Source organism: Aminobacter sp. AP02 (genome assembly GCF_003148805.1).
GTDB lineage: Bacteria > Pseudomonadota > Alphaproteobacteria > Rhizobiales > Rhizobiaceae > Aminobacter.
On record NZ_QGGX01000006.1, the window covers coordinates 127284 to 145464 of the forward strand.

Below are 18181 nucleotides of genomic sequence, written 5' to 3' on the forward strand. Positions count from 1 at the left end.
TCGCTACCGGCGACAGGCGAAAAACTTCCCCAGCGCGACGGCGGACCGTCCGCTTCCAAAACCTCGTTCTCGTGATTGCGGCCCCGCCCTCGCAGTGCCGCTGTCAGCCGCTTGCGCGCCTCAAGCCTTGTTCTTGTTGTAGACGTCGAACACCACCGCCCCGAGCAGCACCAGGCCCTTGATCACCTGTTGCCAGTCGATGTTGACGCCCATGATCGACATGCCGTTGTTCATGACGCCCATGATGAAGGCGCCGATGACCGCGCCCGCAACCTGGCCGACGCCGCCCATTGCCGACGCCCCGCCGATGAAGACGGCCGCAATGACGTCGAGCTCGAAGCCCAGTCCTGCCTTCGGCGTCGCGGTATTGAGCCGCGCGGCGAAAATGAGGCCTGCCAGCGCCGCAAGAACCCCCATGATGATGAAGACGGTGAAGGTCAGCCGCTCGGTCTTGACGCCGGAGAGCTTGGCCGCCTTTTCGTTGCCGCCCATCGCATAGATACGCCGGCCAAGCGTCGTGCGCTTGGTGACGAACACGAACAATGCGATCAGCACGCCCATCACGATCAGGACGTTGGGCAGGCCCTTGTAGGACGCCATCATGTAGGTGAGGAACAAGACGATGCCTGCGATCACCACGTTCTTGGCGATGAACAGGGCGAAGGGCTCGGCCTCATAGCCGTGTTTTTCGCGGCTGGCGCGGCTCCTGATGGCGAAATAGAGCATAGCCGCGACGATCGCGACGCCTATCACTAGTGTCGTCGAATGCAGTTTCACCCCACCGATCGTCATCGGCCCGATCAGATCGGGGATGAAGCCGGCGCTGAGCAGCTGGAATTCGGGCGGAAACGGCCCCACCGATTTTCCGCCCAAAAGCCACAGGGCAAGGCCCTTGAATACCAGCATGCCGGCAAGCGTGACGATGAAGGACGGGATCTTCATGTAGGCGATCCAGTAGCCCTGGCTGGCGCCGATGAGGCCACCGACCGTCAGGCAGACCAGCGTCGCCAGGATCGGATCCAGCTTGTATTGAACCATGAGCACCGCCGCGATCGCGCCGACGAAGCCCGACACCGAACCGACCGACAGGTCGATGTGGCCGGCGACGATAACCAGCAGCATGCCCAGAGCCATGATGATGATATAGCTGTTCTGCAGCACCAGGTTGGTGAGGTTCACCGGTTTGAACAAGACGCCGCCGGTGAAGTACTGGAAGAACACCATGATGGCGATCAGCGCCAGCACAAGGCCGTAGTCGCGCAAATTGCTCTGCCAGGCCGAGCGCGCCGCGGAGTTTGCCGGCCGGCTGGCCTGCCCTGCCGTTTCTGTGCTCATGATGCTTTTGCCTCCCCGCGCACGATGGCGCGCATGATCTTTTCCTGGCTCGCTTCGTGGCCGGCCATTTCGCCGACGATGCGGCCCTCGTTCATCACATAGATGCGGTCGCAGATGCCGAGCAGTTCGGGCATCTCCGAAGAGATCACCAGTATGCCCTTGCCCTCGCCGGCCAGCCTGTTGATGATCGTGTAGATTTCATATTTGGCGCCGACGTCGATGCCGCGTGTCGGCTCGTCGAGGATCAGAACGTCGGGATTCGCGAACAGCCATTTCGACAGCACCACCTTCTGCTGGTTGCCGCCTGAAAGATTGCCGGTCTTCTGGTAGACGCTCGACGAGCGGATGTTGGTTTTCTTGCGATAGTCGTTGGCCGCGTTCAACTCCGCGATGTCGTCGAGAACCCCGCCATGCGACACCGCCTTGAGATTGGCGACCGTCACATTGTGCTTGATGTGGTCGATCAGGTTGAGCCCGTAGGTCTTGCGGTCCTCGGTGGCATAGGCGAGCCCATGCGCCACCGCGCGGCCAACGGTCGAGGCATCGACCTTCTTGCCGTGCAAGTAGACGTCGCCGCTGATCCTGGTGCCGTAGCTCTTGCCGAATACGCTCATCGCGAACTCGGTACGACCGGCCCCCATCAGTCCGGCAATCCCCACGACCTCGCCCTTGCGGACGTTGATGTTGACACCCTTGATGATCTGCCGGTCGGGATGCACCGGGTGGTGAACGACCCAGTCCTTCACTTCGAAGATCGTCTCGCCGATATTGGGTGCGCGGCTTGGGAAACGATCCTCCAGCGTGCGCCCCACCATCGAGGTGATGATCCTGTCTTCGCTGATCTCATGCGGGTCGAGCGTCTCGATCGTCTGGCCGTCGCGCAATATGGTGATGCGATCGGCGACCTTGCTGACCTCATTGAGCTTGTGCGAAATCAGGATCGAGGAGATGCCCTTGCCCTTGAATTCGATGAGCAGTTGTAGCAGTGCCTCGCTATCTTTTTCGCTCAACGACGCCGTCGGCTCGTCGAGGATGAGCAGTTTCACCTCCTTCGACAACGCCTTGGCGATCTCGACAAGCTGCTGCTTGCCGACACCGATATTGGTGATCAGCGTGTCGGGGTCCTCGCGGAGGCCCACGCGCTTGAGCAGTTCGGCAGCGCGGTGCCGGACCAGGTTCCAGTCGATGATGCCGTAGTGCGCCTGCTCGTTGCCGAGGAAGATGTTTTCCGCGATCGACAGGAGCGGCACCAGCGCCAGTTCCTGGTGGATGATCACGATGCCGGAGCGTTCGCTGTCGTGGATACCGCCGAAACGGCACTCCTGGCCCATGTAACGGATTTCACCCGCATATTCGCCATAGGGATAGACCCCCGAAAGCACCTTCATCAGCGTCGACTTGCCAGCGCCGTTCTCGCCGACGATGGCATGGATTTCGCCGGCACGAACGTCGAGATTGACATTCTGCAGCGCCTTGACGCCCGGAAACGTCTTGGTGATGTCGCGCATTTCAAGGATTGTGCTGTCCGTCATCCGAACTCTCGATCCAGCAACGAAAAGGGCAACCGCTCGACGCAGTCTGCCGCACTTTTGGAACGATGGAAACGCCTTTGCCGCGAGCCTGCCCTTCCCCCGCGACAGGCGCGGGAGAAGGGTTGGGATCGAGAAGGCGGCTTCGCTTACTTCAGTTCGTCGGCCTTGATGTAGCCCGAGCCGACAACGATCTGTTCGTAGTTCGTCTTGTCGACGGCGACCGGCGTCAGCAGATAGGACGGAACGACCTTCACGCCGTTGTTGTAGGTTTTCTCGTCGTTGATTTCGGGCTTACCGCCCGAAAGCACGGCGTCGACCAGATTGGCGGTCACCTTGGCCAGTTCGCGCGTGTCCTTGAACACGGTGGAATACTGCTCACCGGCGATGATCGCCTTGACAGAAGGCACTTCGGCGTCCTGGCCGGAAACGATCGGCCATGGCTGGTCGGCCGTGCCGTAGCCGACACCGCGCAGCGACGAGATGATGCCGCGCGACAGGCCGTCATATGGCGAAAGCACCGCATCGACGCGGCTGCCGTCGGAGTAATTGGCCGACAGGATGTTGTCCATGCGCGCCTGGGCGACAGCACCGTCCCAGCGCAGCGTACCGACCTTTTCCATGCCCATCTGGCCGGACTTGACCACCAGCGTGCCCTTATCGATCAGCGGCTGCAGTACCGACATGGCGCCGTCGTAGAAGAAGAAGGCGTTGTTGTCGTCGGGCGAACCGCCGAACAGCTCGACGTTGAACGGACCCGGCTTCTCCGGATAGCCGAGGCCCTTGAGCAGCGATTCCGCCTGCAGCACGCCAACCTTGAAATTGTCGAAGGTCGTGTAGAAGTCGACATTGCCGCTGTCGCGGATCAGACGGTCATAGGCGATGACCTTGACGCCCTTGTCGGCAGCCTGCTCAAGCACGGCCGACAACGTCGTGCCGTCAATCGAGGCAACGACGAGCGCCTTGACGTCCTTGGTGACCATGTTCTCGATCTGGGCGAGCTGGTTGGGGATGTCGTCTTCGGCATATTGCAGATCGGCGTTGTAACCCTTGGCCTTGAGGGCTGCGACCAGCTCGTTGCCGTCACTGATCCAGCGCAACGAAGATTTGGTCGGCATCGCGATGCCGACGGTGCCCTTGTCCTGAGCGTGTGCCTGGTAGGACATCGCTGCAAGGCTGACCGCGAGCGCGGCCACGAACGTCTTGATGATCTTCACCTTCTTCTCCCTTGTGAAGTGCCGGCGCGCGGACGCAAACGCTCGCGCGTGGCCCCGCCATGAACGGCGCGGCAAAGCCAGATTTGGTGCAACTTTCCTCCCAAAGAGCCGCGAGCCCTGCGTTTCCTCCGCTCGATGCCCCAGCACCCGGCTGGACTGTATCGAACTCGCGACGGCCACCAGAGTTATGGAGGAAGGCATAACAGTCAAATGCAATTTTAGATGTTTCGCATATCATTTCTGATATGCTTTCTTGCGAGGGCACCACGCCCCATGCAACGGCCTTGGGAGGGGCGGAAGTCATGGTCGACATCCCGGTCGACGTGCGCGTGCAGGACTCAAGCATTCGCCTCAGCGAAAGCGAGACTCTTCTGCGCAGCGGCCTGAAGCTCAGGCACATGCGCTTGGTTGTCGCCCTTGAGGATCACGGCCAGATCAGCGCCGCAGCCCAGGTCATGAACATGTCCCAGCCGGCTGCCTCACGCATGATTTCCGAGGTTGAGGATATCCTCGGCGTACAGATCTGCGAGCGGCTGCCGCGCGGCATCAGGCTGACGCCTTACGGTGCTGCCCTTGCACGCCGTGGCCGCGCCATAGTGCTTGAGATGCAGCAGGTCGACCGCGAGATTTCCGATCTGAAGTCCGGCAAGGGCGGTTCCGTCGTCATGGGCGCGGTGACCGCTCCCGCGATCGAGCTCGCGGTGCCCGCCATCCGGAAGATCCGCCAGCGCTACCCGCGCATAGAGATTTCCGTCCAGATCGAGACCAGTGCCGTTCTGGCACGCGAGCTGCTGGCATCGCGCCACGACTTCATCATCGCCCGCATCCCCGACGACCTCGATCCGCGCCTGTTTGAAAGCCGCATCATCGGCATCGAAAAGGCCTGCCTGATCGTCCGGCGGGGCCATCCGCTGGCTGGTTCCGACACGGTCCCGCTGGAGCGCCTCGCCGAATTCGACTGGGTGTTCCAGCCCGGCGGCTCGCTGCTGCGCCAGACGGTGCAAGGTATCTTCATGAGCCGCAATGTCCGCATGCCCGACCGCATCCTCAACACAAGCTCGCTGCTGCTGACGCTGGTGATGGTGGCTCAATCCGACGCCATCGCCCCCATCGCAGTGGATGTCGCCAAGTTCGTCAACAGCGCGAGCGGGCTGGCAGGAGCGATCGAGATCCTGCCGATCGCCTTCGACATCACCGTCCAGCCCTACAGCCTGATCATGGTGCGCGGGCGTACTTTGTCACCGACCGCGCAACTGCTCTACGATCATATCCTCAGGGAGATTTCCTGATCTCAAACGCGCGCGCACAGCGCTTCGAAGAACGCCACGTTGTCGAGGTCGAGCGGATCGTCGACCGGCAGCGCCTGCGACGACATCTTGGCAATGACCACCTCGGCCTTCTCGTCGACATAAAGCCACTGACCGTGAATGCCGATGCCGCAATAAGCCTGGCTCGCATTGCCGCTCTGGTACCACTTGTTGCGGTAGCGGCCGTTGGCGAACAAGTTGACCATGTCGCCCCGCTGCCATGCCACGGCGTCGCCGCCATGGACAGTGTCGTCTACCCAGGCCTGCGGCACGATCCGCCCGCCCGCAGCCACACCACCTTGTCGCATCATTTCGCCAACGCGGGCGAGATCGCGCACTGCCACAGAAATGCCGCCGGCGGCGCGCGCGGAGCCTTCGGCGTCCACCGTGACGAATCCGTCGCGCTTTGCACCAAGCGGCCGCCACAGTTTCTCCGACATGAGGTCGGCGTAGCGCTGGCCCGAAGCACGCTCGACGATGATGCCGAGCAGGTCGGAATTGGGCGAGCGGTAGCGGAACGTCCTGCCGTGCGGCTCGTCCAGTTGCTGCAGCGTGACCAGGAACTCGCGTAGTGTCTCGGTCCCGCCGCCTGGGTTCCACATGGTGGCGCGGCGATAACGGGCGAACAGGCTCTCCTGATCGAGGTAGGCTTCCTCGAAATCCAGGCTGACGGTCATGTCGAGCACATGCCGCACAGTCGCATTGGCATAGACCGAGCCCTTGGCCTCGGGCACATAGGTGCTGACAGGTGCGTTAGGATCGAGCTTACCGTCGGCCTCCAGCGCACCGGCAAGGATCGCTGTCAGCGACTTTGAGATCGAAAAGATGACGTGGCGCGCGTCCGACCGCATGGTCGGCGCGAACCAGTCGCCGACAAAACGTCCCTTCTTCATCACAACCAGCGCGTCTGCCGACGAGCGTTGGAGGAAGCCGCCGACGGTCTCGCTCCGCCCATTGATCTCAACATTTTCGGCAAGCAGCCCGCCGAGATCGACCGACGCGCCTTCCGCATTGCCTTCATCTGTCGCTATGCGAGCGCTGCGCACCATCTCGCCGACATTTTGGAAAGCCCAACGGCTGAACGGCTCCTCGCGCCAGTTGGCGAGCGCCACATCGCTGCGGACAAAGCCGAAAGTCCGCTCGAATACGGTGGATGACGTCATGATCTTATCCTGCTGCATGTTTCCGACAGGTCAGGCGAGTGCATCGGCAATCGCGTGAACCGCCTTGAGCGTCGCCACCGAATAGGCGACGGAAGTGAAATCGGGCCAGGTCGACAGCTTCACCGTCACCATATTCGTGTCCCAGTCGATATGGATGAGCTGCCCGAACACGCCCCGGCACATCAGTGCCCGCGACCGTGGGTCCTCGATCCAGAACTGGTTGCGGTAGCTGCCTTCCGGCATCGAGGCGCTGTAATTGGGACCGTGAATGCCATTGCGCGTCTCGGCGATCCAGTCGGCGGGCACGATGCCGGCGCCATCCTCAAGGATCACCTGGCCGAAACGGGCATAATCTCGCAGCGTCGCGTTGAAGCCGCCGTCGGCCAGCGCGTAGCCGGCGCTGTCGACAGTGAAGAAGGCACTCTCTTCGGCGCCGATCTTCTGCCAAAGCTCCTCCGAAACGAGTTGCGCCAGCCGTTTGCCGGTCGCGCGCTCCATGATGAAGGCGAGAACGTCGGTCTCTATCGAGCGGTATTCGAAGGTAGCGCCATGCGGCCGCGTCGTCTCCGTCAGCCGCTGGATCAGTTCGAACACATGGCGCGGCCATCGGAAATCGGGATCGGTACCCGAGGGAATCGGCTTCCAGCCGCAGGCGACATCGACCTGGCCGATAGCGGAATAAGGATCGGTATAGGCTTCGCTGAAGCGCACACCGGTGGTCATGTCCAGCACGTGCTGGACCGTTGCGCCGCTCCAGCCGGTCGTTGCCAGCTCGGGCAGATAGTCGGTCACCAGCTTTTTCGGATCGACGATGCCGCGCCCCGCGAGGATGCCGAACACCGTGCCCGTCACAGACTTCGCCACTGATTGCGACAGGTGCGGCGTGCGTTCGGTCATGCCGTTGAAATAGCGTTCAAAGGCGATCTTGCCGTCTTTGAGCACGATGAAGCCGTCGGTATAGGTCTCGTCGAGCAGGCCGGAAAGCGTCGTCGCCCTGCCTTCGCTGTCGGTCACGCCGAGCCCGTCGAGATCCGTCTCCGCGCGCGGCAAGGCACGCACCGGCCCCGCGCCGCGCCACACCTCCACGGTCGGCACGATCTCGCGCACATGCTGGAAGGCCCATCGGTTCCATGGCGGCATGTCCCACGCGGCCTCAGGCACCGGCATTGCAGGCGGCGAGCCCTGCATGATCGGCGGGATGTTTTGGCTGTTGCGGTAGGAGCTCATGGCGTCACCCTCAAGCTTGGCACATACAGGATCCGGCTGACGCCGGACCCTGTAATCGAAGCTTATTTCTGCAGCTCGGTCCAGATCCTGGTGTAGATCGCATCGGCCTCCGGCGAGCACATCAGCGACATCGTGCCATGCGCCTTGCTTTCCTCTGGAATGACGATCTCCGGTGCGTCCTTCATGTCTTCAGGCATGAACTTCTCCGAACCGGCGATGCCGTTGGCATAGCGGTGGAAGGCGGACAGCCCGGCGGCTACTTCCGGATCCATGATGAAGTTCTGGAACAGCTTGGCGTTGTCGGCGTTCTTGGCGTCCTTCAGCACCACGACGTTGTCGCTCCAGTAGGTGAAGCCTTCCTTCGGATAGCCGAATTTCACCTCGGGGCGTTCAAGGCGGATGCGCAGGCCGGCACCGTTCCAGGTGCTCGAGGCCTTGAAGTCGCCGGCCTTCATCTTGTCGACCGCGCCATATTCCATGGCCACCCAGTTCGGCTTGGCGGCGACCAGCAGGTCGCGGGCCTTCTTCAGCACTTCCTTGTCGGTCGTGCACTGTTCGCCACCGACATAACGGACGGCAGCGGTGACCACGTCCTTCATCTCGGGAACGACGTTGACCTTGCCCTTCAGCTCATCAGGCGTCTCGAAGATGATCTTCCAGCTGTTGATGTCGCCCTTGTAGACATTGGTGTCGACCACGACACCGATGGTGCCCCAGGCCCACGGCACGGAATATTTGCGGCCGAGGTCGAACTCGGGGTTAGCCCATTCGGGAGCGATGTTCTTGAAGTTCTCCATGCCGGACGGATTGGTCTCGAGCAGCAGGCCTTCGTTGATCCAGATCGGCAGGTGCGTCTGCGAGGGCACCACGATGTCGAAGCCGCTGCCGCCCTGGCGCACCTTGGCGAGCGCGGTCTCGTTCGAGTCGTAGTCGGTGACAGTCACCTTGACCTGGTACTTGTCCTCGAACTTCTTGATGACCTCGGGGTTGGTGTAGTTGCCCCAGTTGTAGATGTTGAGCTCGCCCTCGGCGCGGGCAAGCCCCGTCGCCGCAAGCAGCGCGATCGCCGCGACAGCAGTGGACATTCTTGGTTTCACAGCGGGACTCCTTTTGTTTGTTGGCTGTGACGACCCTGCCGGCGGCAGGCTAGATGCACATCGCAGCCGGATTGGGTCCGGCTGCGATGATTTCGGTCCGAGACCGGGCAGAGCTTACTTCTGCAGCTCGGTCCAGATCTTCGTGTAGAGTGCCTGGGTCTCCGGCGAGCACAGGCGCTGCAATTCGCCCTTCGCCTTCACGGCCTCGGGGATGATCACTTCCGGAGCTTCCTTCATGTCGGCAGGCATGAACTTGTCCGACCCGGCGATGCCGTTGGCATAACGGTGGAAGGCCGAGTTCATCGCCGCGTTTTCCGGGTCCATCATGAAGTTCTGGAACAGCTTGGCGTTCTCGAGGTTCTTGGCTTCCTTCAGCACGACGACGTTGTCGCTCCAAAGGCCATAGCCTTCCTTGGGATAGTTGTAGTGGATGGCCGCATTGGCGAGGCGCTGGCGCAATGCCGAGCCGTTCCAGTCGCTGGTCGCCTTGAAGTCGCCGGCGCCCATCTTCTCGATGGTGTTGTACTCCATGGCGATCCAGTTCGGCTTGGCCGCGACCAGCATGTCACGCACCTTCTTCAGGATCGCCTTGTCTTCGGTGCACTGCTCGCCGCCAGCATATTTGATCGCCGCGAAGATCACGTCGTTCATTTCGGGAACGACGTTGACCTTGCCCTTAAGCTCGTCGGGCGTATCGAAGATGATGCCCCAGCTGTCGGCCGGTCCCTTGTAGGTGTCGGTGTTGACAACGACGCCGATCGTACCCCAGGCCCACGGCACCGAGTATTTGCGTCCGGGGTCGAAGTCGGGGTTGGCCCATTCCGGCGAGACGTTCTTGAAGTTCTCCATCTGGCCCGGATTGGTCTCCTGGATGAGGCCTTCCTGGATCCAGATCGGGATGAAGGTCTGCGACGGCATGGCGATATCGAAGCCGGTGCCACCCTGGCGTACCTTGGCGAGCGCGGTGTCGTTCGAATCGTAGTCGGTCACCGTGACCTTGACGTCGAACTGCTTCTCGAACTTCTTGATCATATCGGGGCTGATGTAGTTGCCCCAATTGTAGATGTTCAGCTCCCCCGCGGCCGAGGCGATGCTGGTCGAGGCCAGCAGCGCCAGGCCGACTGCCGTCGACATGGATTTCAGGTTCATCATTTCACTCCCGTTGACTAATCCCGTTTTCTGCTCATGAAGAAGAACAGCGTGACGATGACGACCGACAAGAGCAGGAAGACGGTCGAGATCGCATTGACCTCAGGTGTGATGCCGCGGCGGATCTGCCCCAGCATGTAGGTTGGCAAGGTATCCTGGCCGCCCGACTTGACGAACTCGGTGATGACCACGTCATCGAGAGAGATGACGAAGGCGAGCATCAGGCCGGCGATGATGCCCGGCCACAGCAGCGGCAGCGTCACCCGGCGGAAAGCCTTCCACGGCGTGGCGTAGAGGTCGGCCGCAGCCCGCTCGAGCGTGAGGTCCATGTTCTCCAGCCGTGCCCGGATCGGCAGATAGGCGAACGGGATGCAGAACGCGGTGTGAGCGGCGATCAGGTAGCCAAGTCCCGAATAGCCGGTAGCGACCTTGATCTGCGAGAAGAAGATCAGCAGCGCCACGCCGGTGACGATCTCGGGCACCATCAGCGGCTGGTTGATGAAGGCGTATTTGAACGTCAACCCGCGATAGGCTCGCGTCCTTGTCGTCGCCAGCGCCGCCATGGTCGCAACGATCGTGGCGATGATCGCCGCTGAGGACGCGATCTTGAGCGAGCGGATGGAGGCGTCGATGACCTGCACGTTGTTCCAGGCCGAGACGAACCAGCGCAGCGAGAACCCGCCCCATTCCGACACCGAGGTCGACTCGTTGAAGGCATAGGCCACCAACACCGCGATCGGGAGGTAGAGCAGCACGAAGCAGGCCGCGGCGATGGCCGTGAAGCCCGTCTGGTGGCGGATGGTGAACCGCTTAGCCATGACGCACCTCCGAGCTGGAGGTGTTGCGGACATAGACCAGCAGCGCCACCATGACGATCGCCATGACCGTGATCGACAGTGCCGCGCCCAGCGGCCAGTTGCGGCCCTGGCCGAACTGCAGCTCGATCAGGTTGGCGAACATCATGTTCTTGCCGCCGCCGAGCACGCTTGGCGTCACATAGGCGCCGATGGCGGGGATGAAGACCAGGATCGAGCCGGCGACGACACCGGGCCTGACCATCGGGAAGATGATCCGCCGCAGCACCTGCCAGCGGGTGGCATAGAGGTCGTAGCCGGCCTCGACCAGGCGGAAATCCAGCTTCTCCATGCTGGCATAGAGCGGCAGCACCATCAGCGGCAGGTAGACGTAGACCATGCCCACCATGATGGCGAAGTCGGTGTAGAGCATCTGGATCGGCTGGTCGACGATGCCGAGATTGAGCAGCGCGGTGTTGATGATGCCTTCGTTGCGGATCACCTGCAGCACGGCGAAGGTGCGGATGAGCAGGTTCGTCCAGAACGGGATGGTGATCAGGAACAGCCAGATGTCGCGTGTCCGCTCCGAGCGCGTGGCGATGAAGTAGGCGGTCGGAAAACCGAAGATCAGCGTCGCCACCGTTGCCATGATGGCAAGCTTCAGCGAACGCCAGAAGATGGTGAGATGCGCGCTGGCAAAGGCCAGCGTGTCATCGAAGATGTCGCGTTCAAGGATGACCGAGATCCAGCCTTCGGTCGAGAATTTCCACTGGACGTCGCCATAGGGGCCGGGCGTCAGGAACGAGTAGAGCAAGACGATGAGCAGCGGGCCCGATGCCGCCAGCAGGATGATGATCAGGGCGGGCGCAGAGAGCAGCCAGCGGTTCCTGACCTCCCGCGCCTCCGCCTGTTTTTCGATTTCGGCTGCGGTCGCCATGGCTCAGTCCTTCAGGATCTGGGCCGCATCGTCGCCGATGACGACGCCGACGCGTTCGCCGCGTTCGAAGCTTGCCACCGCGCCACGCGCGTTCTGCTGGCGCACGGTGAACAGCTCGCCGCCGTCCAGCTTGACGTGCACATGCGTGTCGGTGCCGAAATAGACGACGTTGTCGATTTCGCCCGAGAGATCGCCAGCGCCCTTGACCGCCTTGGCATGCTCGGGACGGACGACCACCGTGGCCTCGCCATCGGGCCTGAAGCCGTCGGGCAGCGTCGCCGAGATCGTTGCGCCTGACTTCAGCGTCACCCTGGCCTTGCCGCCGTCGATGCTGTCGACCTTGGCCGAGAGGAAGTTGGTCTCGCCGATGAAGTCGGCGACGAAGCGCTCGGCCGGGCGGTCATAGATGTCGCGCGGGCTGCCGACCTGTAGGATCTTGCCCGACGACATCACCGCGATGCGGTCGGACATGGTCAGGGCTTCTTCCTGGTCGTGGGTGACGAAGATGAAGGTGATGCCGGTTTCGAGCTGCAGGCGCTTGAGCTCGATCTGCATCTCCTTGCGCAGCTTGTAGTCGAGCGCCGAAAGCGGCTCGTCGAGCAGCAGTACCTTGGGCTGCGGCGCAAGCGCCCGGGCGAGAGCCACGCGCTGCTGCTGTCCGCCCGATATCTGGCTGGTGCGGCGCTTGGCGAGCTTTTCCATGCGCACCAGCTTCAGCATCTCGGTGACGCGCGCGTCGATCTCGGCGCGCGGCTTGCCCAGCATCTCGAGCCCGAAGCCGATATTCTGTGCCACCGTCATGTGCGGAAACAGCGCATAGGACTGGAACACCGTGTTGACCGGCCGCTTGAATGGCGGCAGCGGTGCGATATCGCTGCCGTAAAGCAGGATTTCACCTTCGGAGGGGAAGTCGAAGCCAGCGATCAGCCGCAAGAGCGTGGTCTTGCCGCAGCCTGATGGTCCAAGCAGCGTGAAAAACTCGTTTTCCCTGATCGACACCGAGACCGTGTCGAGCGCCGCTACCTGTGCCTCACCTGTTCCAAAGACTTTACGAACGCCGCGAACTTCAATCGCATTCCTACCCGGTGTTTCCGGCACGCAAACCGCCCCATTGTTTCGTCCACCTTCACAGTGGAATTTTTTTCCCAGTCGATTGTCACCACAGGCCGAGCGGCTTGGCAACAACAGCACTCAATCAATTCGCCAGGCATCAAGCCTGGTAGGTCACCTTGCCGCCGCAGATAGTCGTCACCGGCCGCACTTCATGCAAATCTTCGGGCGCCGTCGCCTCGATATCGGCTGAAAGCACGACAAGATCACCGAAGAAACCCGGCTTTATCCGGCCCTTCTTGTCTTCCATGAATTCGGCATAAGCGCCCTCGACCGTGTACCCGGCCAGCGCGTGCTGCAGCGAAACGCGCTGGTCGGGCATGTCGTCTGCCCAAGGCTTGCGCAGCATCGCCGCCTGCATGCCCAGGATCGGGTCGATCGGCGCCACCGGCCAATCCGAAGCGAACACGACGTGGGCGCCGGCATCGATCAGCGTGCGGGTCGGGTAGGCATAGGGCCAGCGTTCGCGGCCGATACGCGACACCGTCGGCTCGAGCGGAAAGCTCATTCCGCCGGGCGGATGGGGCGGCTGCATCGATGCGATGACGCCGAGATCGACGAAGCGCGGAATATCGGCTGCGGTGGTTAGTTCGATATGCTCGACGCGGTGACGGCTGTCGCGCTTGCCATTGGCTTTTTGTGCCGCCTCGTAGCCGTCGAGCACTGCACGTACCGCACCGTCGCCGATCGAATGCACCGCGATCTGCAAGCCGCGTCGGTCGATTTCGGCGGCGATGCGCTTGAACTCCTCAGGCGAAAACAAAGGTTCGCCGACCCAGTCGGGGCGGTCGGCATAGGGCTCGATCATCACCGCGGTCCAGGAATCGAGCACGCCGTCGTAGAACAGCTTGACCAAGCCCGAGGACAGCCACTCGCTGTGATAGCGCCTGTCCATGTCCGACGCCTTGTCGAGCTGGTCGAGCGTCATGAAGTTCTTGTAGTGGAACGGCACCTTGACGCGACAGATCAGGTCGCCTTCGGACTCTACCTCCGACAAGAGCTCGAGCTGGTAGTAATTGCCATCCATGTTCTGGACTGAAGTGATGCCGTGGCGCGCGCACCAGTCGAGGCCACGGCGCATGATGGCGCGGTCGCCGTCGCGCTCCTCGGCTGACGGCATCGGGTCGCGCTCACCGCCGGTCGAAAGGCCGAGCCGCACACGACCCTCGCCCGCAAGCTTGAGCACCGGATTGAACGCCTCGTTCTCACGCAGTTCGCCTTCGGCCAGGCCGTCAGCGCCCATGACGATCTCGTTGCCGGGCGTGAGCTCGCGCCCATGCAGCACGTCGGCCATTTCCAGAGCCTTGGTGTTGGCCCAATAGGTGTGATGGTCGGGTGCGGCCATCAGAAAGGCGCGGTCGGGCAGGATGGCATCGAGATGATGCCTGGTCACGCGCTCGGCGCCCAAAATGGTGTAGTCGGCGCCCTGCCCCACCAAAATGCGCGCATCGGGCCGCGACCTGGCATAGGCCAGGACCGCATCGCGCAGGGTTTCGAAGCCGTGGACGCCAGCGAGCTGGAGATGAGCGAGTTCGGCCGCCCCCGAAAACAGGTGCATATGCGCTTCGATGAAGCCTGGAACGACGGATCCGCCGCGGGCATCGATGACCTTGGTGTGAGGCCCGCGTAGCGCTTCCACGGTCGCCCGGTCGCCGACAGCGGCAATCAGGCCATCCTTGATGGCCACCGCTTCGGCCGAGGGCCGTGCTGCGTCCATGGTCAGCACGCGGCCATTGATGACGATCAGGTCGGCTTTGTGAACCGTTTGGACAGACATCGCGACTCCGCGCTCTTGACTGCTGTGACCGTTCAAACCTGCATCAGTCGGCCCGCCGATCGGACGGAGTGGCGCAACCAGACAAGAAGGCTGAAGCCGATCCGCTGCCCTAAGGAATTCCGCAAAGTTTCCCTGCAGACAACGTCGGGAAAAAATGCGACTATTTATTCGCGTTTGTCAATATGCGGGATTTGTTGGATGCGTTGTGGAGGACGCACCCCGCTAACGGTAAACGCAAGCAGGGAGCGAGAAGTCTTTCCATGAATCGCAGTCTCAACTGGAAAACCAAGACAGCGCTCAGCCCGCGCAAGCAGCCGCGACAGGAGCGGTCGAGCAAGGTTGTCGACAGGATTCTTGATGCCGCCCTGATCCTGACCAGGGAACAGGGAACCAAGACACCAACGACGCTTGCCATCGCCCAGCGTGCGGGCTTGTCCGTCGGTTCGGTCTACCAGTACTTCCCCAACAAGGAAGCCATTCTGCTGGATCTTGCCCGGCGCTGGCTCGGAGCCTTCCCAGAAGTCATTGCAAAGCGCATCGACGCTCCTCGTCCCACCAACCACGACGAATTCCAGCAAGAGGTCGACAAGCTGTTCGTCGACACCTCCAGGCTTTACCTCGACAACGCCAACCTGATGCCGGTCATCGAGGCCATCACCGGCAACCCCGACCTGAGGCCCATCCAGAACGAATACGACGAACAGATCATCGCCCTCTACGCCGCCTGGCTGCAGCATGTGAATCCAGCACTTCAGGTCGAGATCGCGAGCCGCTTGGGCGTGGTGATGATGGAGGTCGGCCACGTCTGCCGGCTTGTCGGGCTCAAGCGGGACCGAAGGGCATTCGATCTCATCCAGGACGACGTCAAGACAATGTGGCTCGCCCTGGTCACCCCCTATCTCGACCTTGACCAGAACCAGGAAGGATTTTCATGAAGACAGTCTTTTCACCGCTCCACGCCGGCCACAGCGGCCAGATGGAGCTTGTCGCGGGTGCCATCGTGCCCGGTTTCGAGAAGCCCTCGCGGGCCGAGATCATCAAGGCGCGGGTCGAAGATCAAAAGCTGGGTGATATTCTGGCGCCTGAGATACATGACCTCGCGGCTGCCAAGCGCGTGCATGCTGCCGACTATATCGACTTCCTGCCGACCGTCTGGCCGCAATGGGAAGCCGCCGGCAAGTCCGGCTCGGCCATCCCTTTCGCATGGCCGACACGCGGCCTGCGTGGCGATGTGCGCCCGCGCAACATCGAGGCCTTGCTCGGTTTTTACTCCTTCGACGGCGGCGCCAGCTTCGTCAAAGGCACGTGGGACGCCATCAAGTCGTCCTATGATGTCGCCCTGACCGCAGCCCAGCTGATCAAGGCCGGCGAGCGCGCTGCCTTCGCGCTCTGCCGCCCGCCAGGCCATCATGCCGGTGCTGCCTTCATGGGCGGCTACTGCTACATCAACAACGCCGCAGTCGCCGCACAATGGTTCCGCGACCAAGGCGCCAAGCGCGTTGCGGTCCTCGATGTCGACTATCACCATGGCAACGGCACGCAGGAAATCTTCTACGACCGCTCCGACATCCAGGTCATCAACCTGCATGGCGACCCGATGACCGAGTATCCGTTCTTCCTCGGCCACGCAGACGAACGCGGAGCCGGCTCGGGCGAAGGGTTCAACCTCAACTACCCGATGCCTTTCGGTACCTCGTGGCAGAAGTGGAACGAAGCGCTTGAAGATGCCTGCCAAAAGCTCGCCGCCTACGCGCCCGACGTCGTTGTCGTCTCCCTCGGAGTCGACACCTTCGAAAGGGATCCGATCAGCCAGTTCAAGCTGACCAGCGCCGACTATCCCAAGATCGGCGCGCGCATCGCCAAGCTTGGCCTGCCCAGCCTGTTTGTCATGGAAGGCGGCTATGCCGTCGACGAGATCGGCATCAACGCCGTGGGCGTCCTCACCGGCTTCGAGGGACGGTGATCGACATCTACGCCGTCGCGCCCGATTGCGGCGCGGCGGCAACCTTGCGCCGCCCAAACCGCGTCAGGAGATAGGCCAGTGCAAGCCCGGCCACCGCGATGCCTACCGCAATAAGTGGCCGGTACCAGAACCACGCCACAGCAATCGTCGCTGAACCCAGCAGCAGGGCCAACACGAAGGCGACGAGCCCGGTGCCCATGCGCACGATGCCGCCGACAAACGGGATCACATCGGCCAACACGCCGAGCGGTGCGAGCAGCAATCCGAAACCGATGGCCAACAGAAGCAGGCAGCCCGCACGCACGAGCCAGGTGATGATGGTGTTGGCACTCACCGCATTCGCAAACATCTTTTCGGCCGGCACCATGCCAGCGTCGACCATCAACAATTCATCGCCGGCAAGCGTTTGGTAGGGCGCAAACCCGTCCCCGCTCTGCTGGCCGATGACGCTGATGTCACCAAGCGGCACCAGCCGGTAGCCGATGCGATAATCGCCGATCGCCGGCGAGGTCGGGTTGACGCCCAGGAATATCCGCCCATCGACGACGCTGACGCGCTCAGTGCCGGAATGGGCGTCTTGGATTGCCGAAAGCTGGTTCGGCGAAATGGTCAGCGACTTGGCATCGCCGATAAGGTCGAGAACCGGTTCGTCCAGCACGAATGCGCCAAGCCTGCCCTCGGGAATCTGGAATGACCGCGAAGCGATCTCCATCGACGGATTCTGGTGGTTGGACGGTTGCTTGAACTCGGACGACGAGATCGGCCGGTCCTGCCATTCCTTGGCATAGCTGTAGGTGGTCACGGTCTCTTCGCCGCCACCCAGCTTGGTGGTCGTCTCCGACTTGGAGTTTTCCACCCATTGATACATCTCGACGTTGCGCAACAGCCGTACGCCTTCGGCCGATATCGCAAAATCCGGGTCGCTGAGCCCTTCCAATGCGCTCACGGCCCCGCCGACATGGATGAGCTTGCCTTCGTTGGCGCCATTGATCGCTTCAGCCGAAACCGACACCACGGCACCGGCGCCCTCAGCCAGGGAGCGCGCCGTGGTCACCGCCCTGCCCTCGTTCCAGAACAGCACCGCCACCATGGCGACGACAAGGATCAGCCCGACGAGCACTCCGCCAACCGTGCGCTTGATCCGCCCGAACCAGGACACGCTGGTTACTTCACGAATTTGCTCGCTCATTGCATTCCCCTGCCCGTAGCGGACGCAGCGTTAAGCCGATTGCACCAGCCGATCAATGGCGATCTTCGCCAGGGCCTTGACCACCGCGCCACGCTTCCCGCTGGACGCGCAACGGACGCTTCAGCACTTTGAATTTTCCAAACACCGCCAAGATTTTCTAGGGTCATGCCGCAGCGTTTCCAGGGCCTTTTCGACCTGCCCTGAGTCTGTCGAAGGACTCTGAATTAACTTTTTGTCAATTATGTTTGCGGAGCGATTCGCGAGCGGTTAGATTAACCACGAATCAGCCGGTCCTCGGGGGGCGCGGCGAACCACCAACTCTCTGAAATGCCGGGAATTTTCCCGGTGGAGAGCGCGTCAGGTTTCGCGCGACCAGTACGGATTCGG

General features: G+C 62.0%; 15 protein-coding genes. 3 read left to right on the forward strand and 12 right to left on the reverse strand.

Annotated elements, in window-relative coordinates:
- Positions 1-120: 120 nt before the first annotated feature.
- The 3 genes from mmsB to chvE all read right to left on the reverse strand — a co-directional run bounded on the left by mmsB (position 121) and on the right by chvE (position 4081).
- Positions 121-1335, reverse strand: a complete 1215-nt coding sequence (gene mmsB, locus C8K44_RS09540) for a multiple monosaccharide ABC transporter permease (protein ID WP_109575543.1) — start codon at positions 1333-1335, stop codon at positions 121-123.
- On the reverse strand, positions 1332-2867 hold the full coding sequence (mmsA, locus tag C8K44_RS09545) for a multiple monosaccharide ABC transporter ATP-binding protein (RefSeq protein WP_109575544.1): 1536 nt from the start codon (positions 2865-2867) through the stop codon (positions 1332-1334). The genes mmsB and mmsA overlap by 4 nt, the downstream gene beginning before the upstream one ends.
- 146 nt (positions 2868-3013) lie before the next feature.
- Complete coding sequence (gene chvE, locus C8K44_RS09550) at positions 3014-4081, reverse strand: multiple monosaccharide ABC transporter substrate-binding protein (RefSeq protein ID WP_109575545.1); 1068 nt, start codon at positions 4079-4081, stop codon at positions 3014-3016.
- A 302-nt stretch (positions 4082-4383) separates the two neighbouring features.
- Between chvE and C8K44_RS09555 the strand changes: the two genes are divergently transcribed.
- The gene (locus tag C8K44_RS09555) at positions 4384-5370 is read left to right on the forward strand and encodes a LysR family transcriptional regulator (RefSeq protein ID WP_109575546.1); all 987 of its coding nucleotides are present in this window, start codon (positions 4384-4386) and stop codon (positions 5368-5370) included.
- A gap of 2 nt (positions 5371-5372) precedes the next feature.
- Here C8K44_RS09555 and C8K44_RS09560 read toward each other — a convergent pair whose 3' ends face one another.
- The 8 genes from C8K44_RS09560 to C8K44_RS09595 all read right to left on the reverse strand — a co-directional run bounded on the left by C8K44_RS09560 (position 5373) and on the right by C8K44_RS09595 (position 14642).
- Positions 5373-6551: a serine hydrolase gene (locus C8K44_RS09560; protein WP_109575700.1), complete on the reverse strand. Its 1179-nt coding sequence runs from the start codon at positions 6549-6551 to the stop codon at positions 5373-5375.
- A gap of 30 nt (positions 6552-6581) precedes the next feature.
- The gene (locus tag C8K44_RS09565; protein WP_109575547.1) at positions 6582-7778 is read right to left on the reverse strand and encodes a serine hydrolase; all 1197 of its coding nucleotides are present in this window, start codon (positions 7776-7778) and stop codon (positions 6582-6584) included.
- A 62-nt stretch (positions 7779-7840) separates the two neighbouring features.
- Positions 7841-8863, reverse strand: coding sequence for an extracellular solute-binding protein (locus tag C8K44_RS09570; RefSeq protein WP_109575548.1), 1023 nt, complete (start codon positions 8861-8863; stop codon positions 7841-7843).
- Positions 8864-8989: 126 nt separating this feature from the next.
- Positions 8990-10024 (reverse strand): extracellular solute-binding protein, encoded by a 1035-nt coding sequence (locus C8K44_RS09575; protein WP_109575549.1) that lies wholly within the window; start codon positions 10022-10024, stop codon positions 8990-8992.
- 17 nt (positions 10025-10041) lie between these two features.
- Positions 10042-10842: an ABC transporter permease gene (locus C8K44_RS09580; protein ID WP_109575550.1), complete on the reverse strand. Its 801-nt coding sequence runs from the start codon at positions 10840-10842 to the stop codon at positions 10042-10044.
- Positions 10835-11755: an ABC transporter permease gene (locus tag C8K44_RS09585; RefSeq protein WP_109575551.1), complete on the reverse strand. Its 921-nt coding sequence runs from the start codon at positions 11753-11755 to the stop codon at positions 10835-10837. Before C8K44_RS09585 ends, C8K44_RS09580 begins: the two co-directional genes overlap by 8 nt.
- A 3-nt stretch (positions 11756-11758) precedes the next feature.
- On the reverse strand, positions 11759-12853 hold the full coding sequence (locus C8K44_RS09590) for an ABC transporter ATP-binding protein (protein WP_109575552.1): 1095 nt from the start codon (positions 12851-12853) through the stop codon (positions 11759-11761).
- A 112-nt stretch (positions 12854-12965) separates the two neighbouring features.
- The gene (locus C8K44_RS09595; protein ID WP_109575553.1) at positions 12966-14642 is read right to left on the reverse strand and encodes an amidohydrolase; all 1677 of its coding nucleotides are present in this window, start codon (positions 14640-14642) and stop codon (positions 12966-12968) included.
- 260 nt (positions 14643-14902) lie between these two features.
- Between C8K44_RS09595 and C8K44_RS09600 the strand changes: the two genes are divergently transcribed.
- Both C8K44_RS09600 and C8K44_RS09605 read left to right on the forward strand, forming a co-directional pair.
- Positions 14903-15577 (forward strand): TetR/AcrR family transcriptional regulator, encoded by a 675-nt coding sequence (locus tag C8K44_RS09600; protein ID WP_109575554.1) that lies wholly within the window; start codon positions 14903-14905, stop codon positions 15575-15577.
- Positions 15574-16605, forward strand: a complete 1032-nt coding sequence (locus C8K44_RS09605) for a histone deacetylase family protein (RefSeq protein WP_109575555.1) — start codon at positions 15574-15576, stop codon at positions 16603-16605. Before C8K44_RS09600 ends, C8K44_RS09605 begins: the two co-directional genes overlap by 4 nt.
- A 7-nt stretch (positions 16606-16612) precedes the next feature.
- On the opposite strand, the gene C8K44_RS09610 is transcribed toward C8K44_RS09605, so the two are convergent.
- The gene (locus C8K44_RS09610) at positions 16613-17794 is read right to left on the reverse strand and encodes a TMEM43 family protein (protein ID WP_109575556.1); all 1182 of its coding nucleotides are present in this window, start codon (positions 17792-17794) and stop codon (positions 16613-16615) included.
- Positions 17795-18181: the final 387 nt, after the last annotated feature.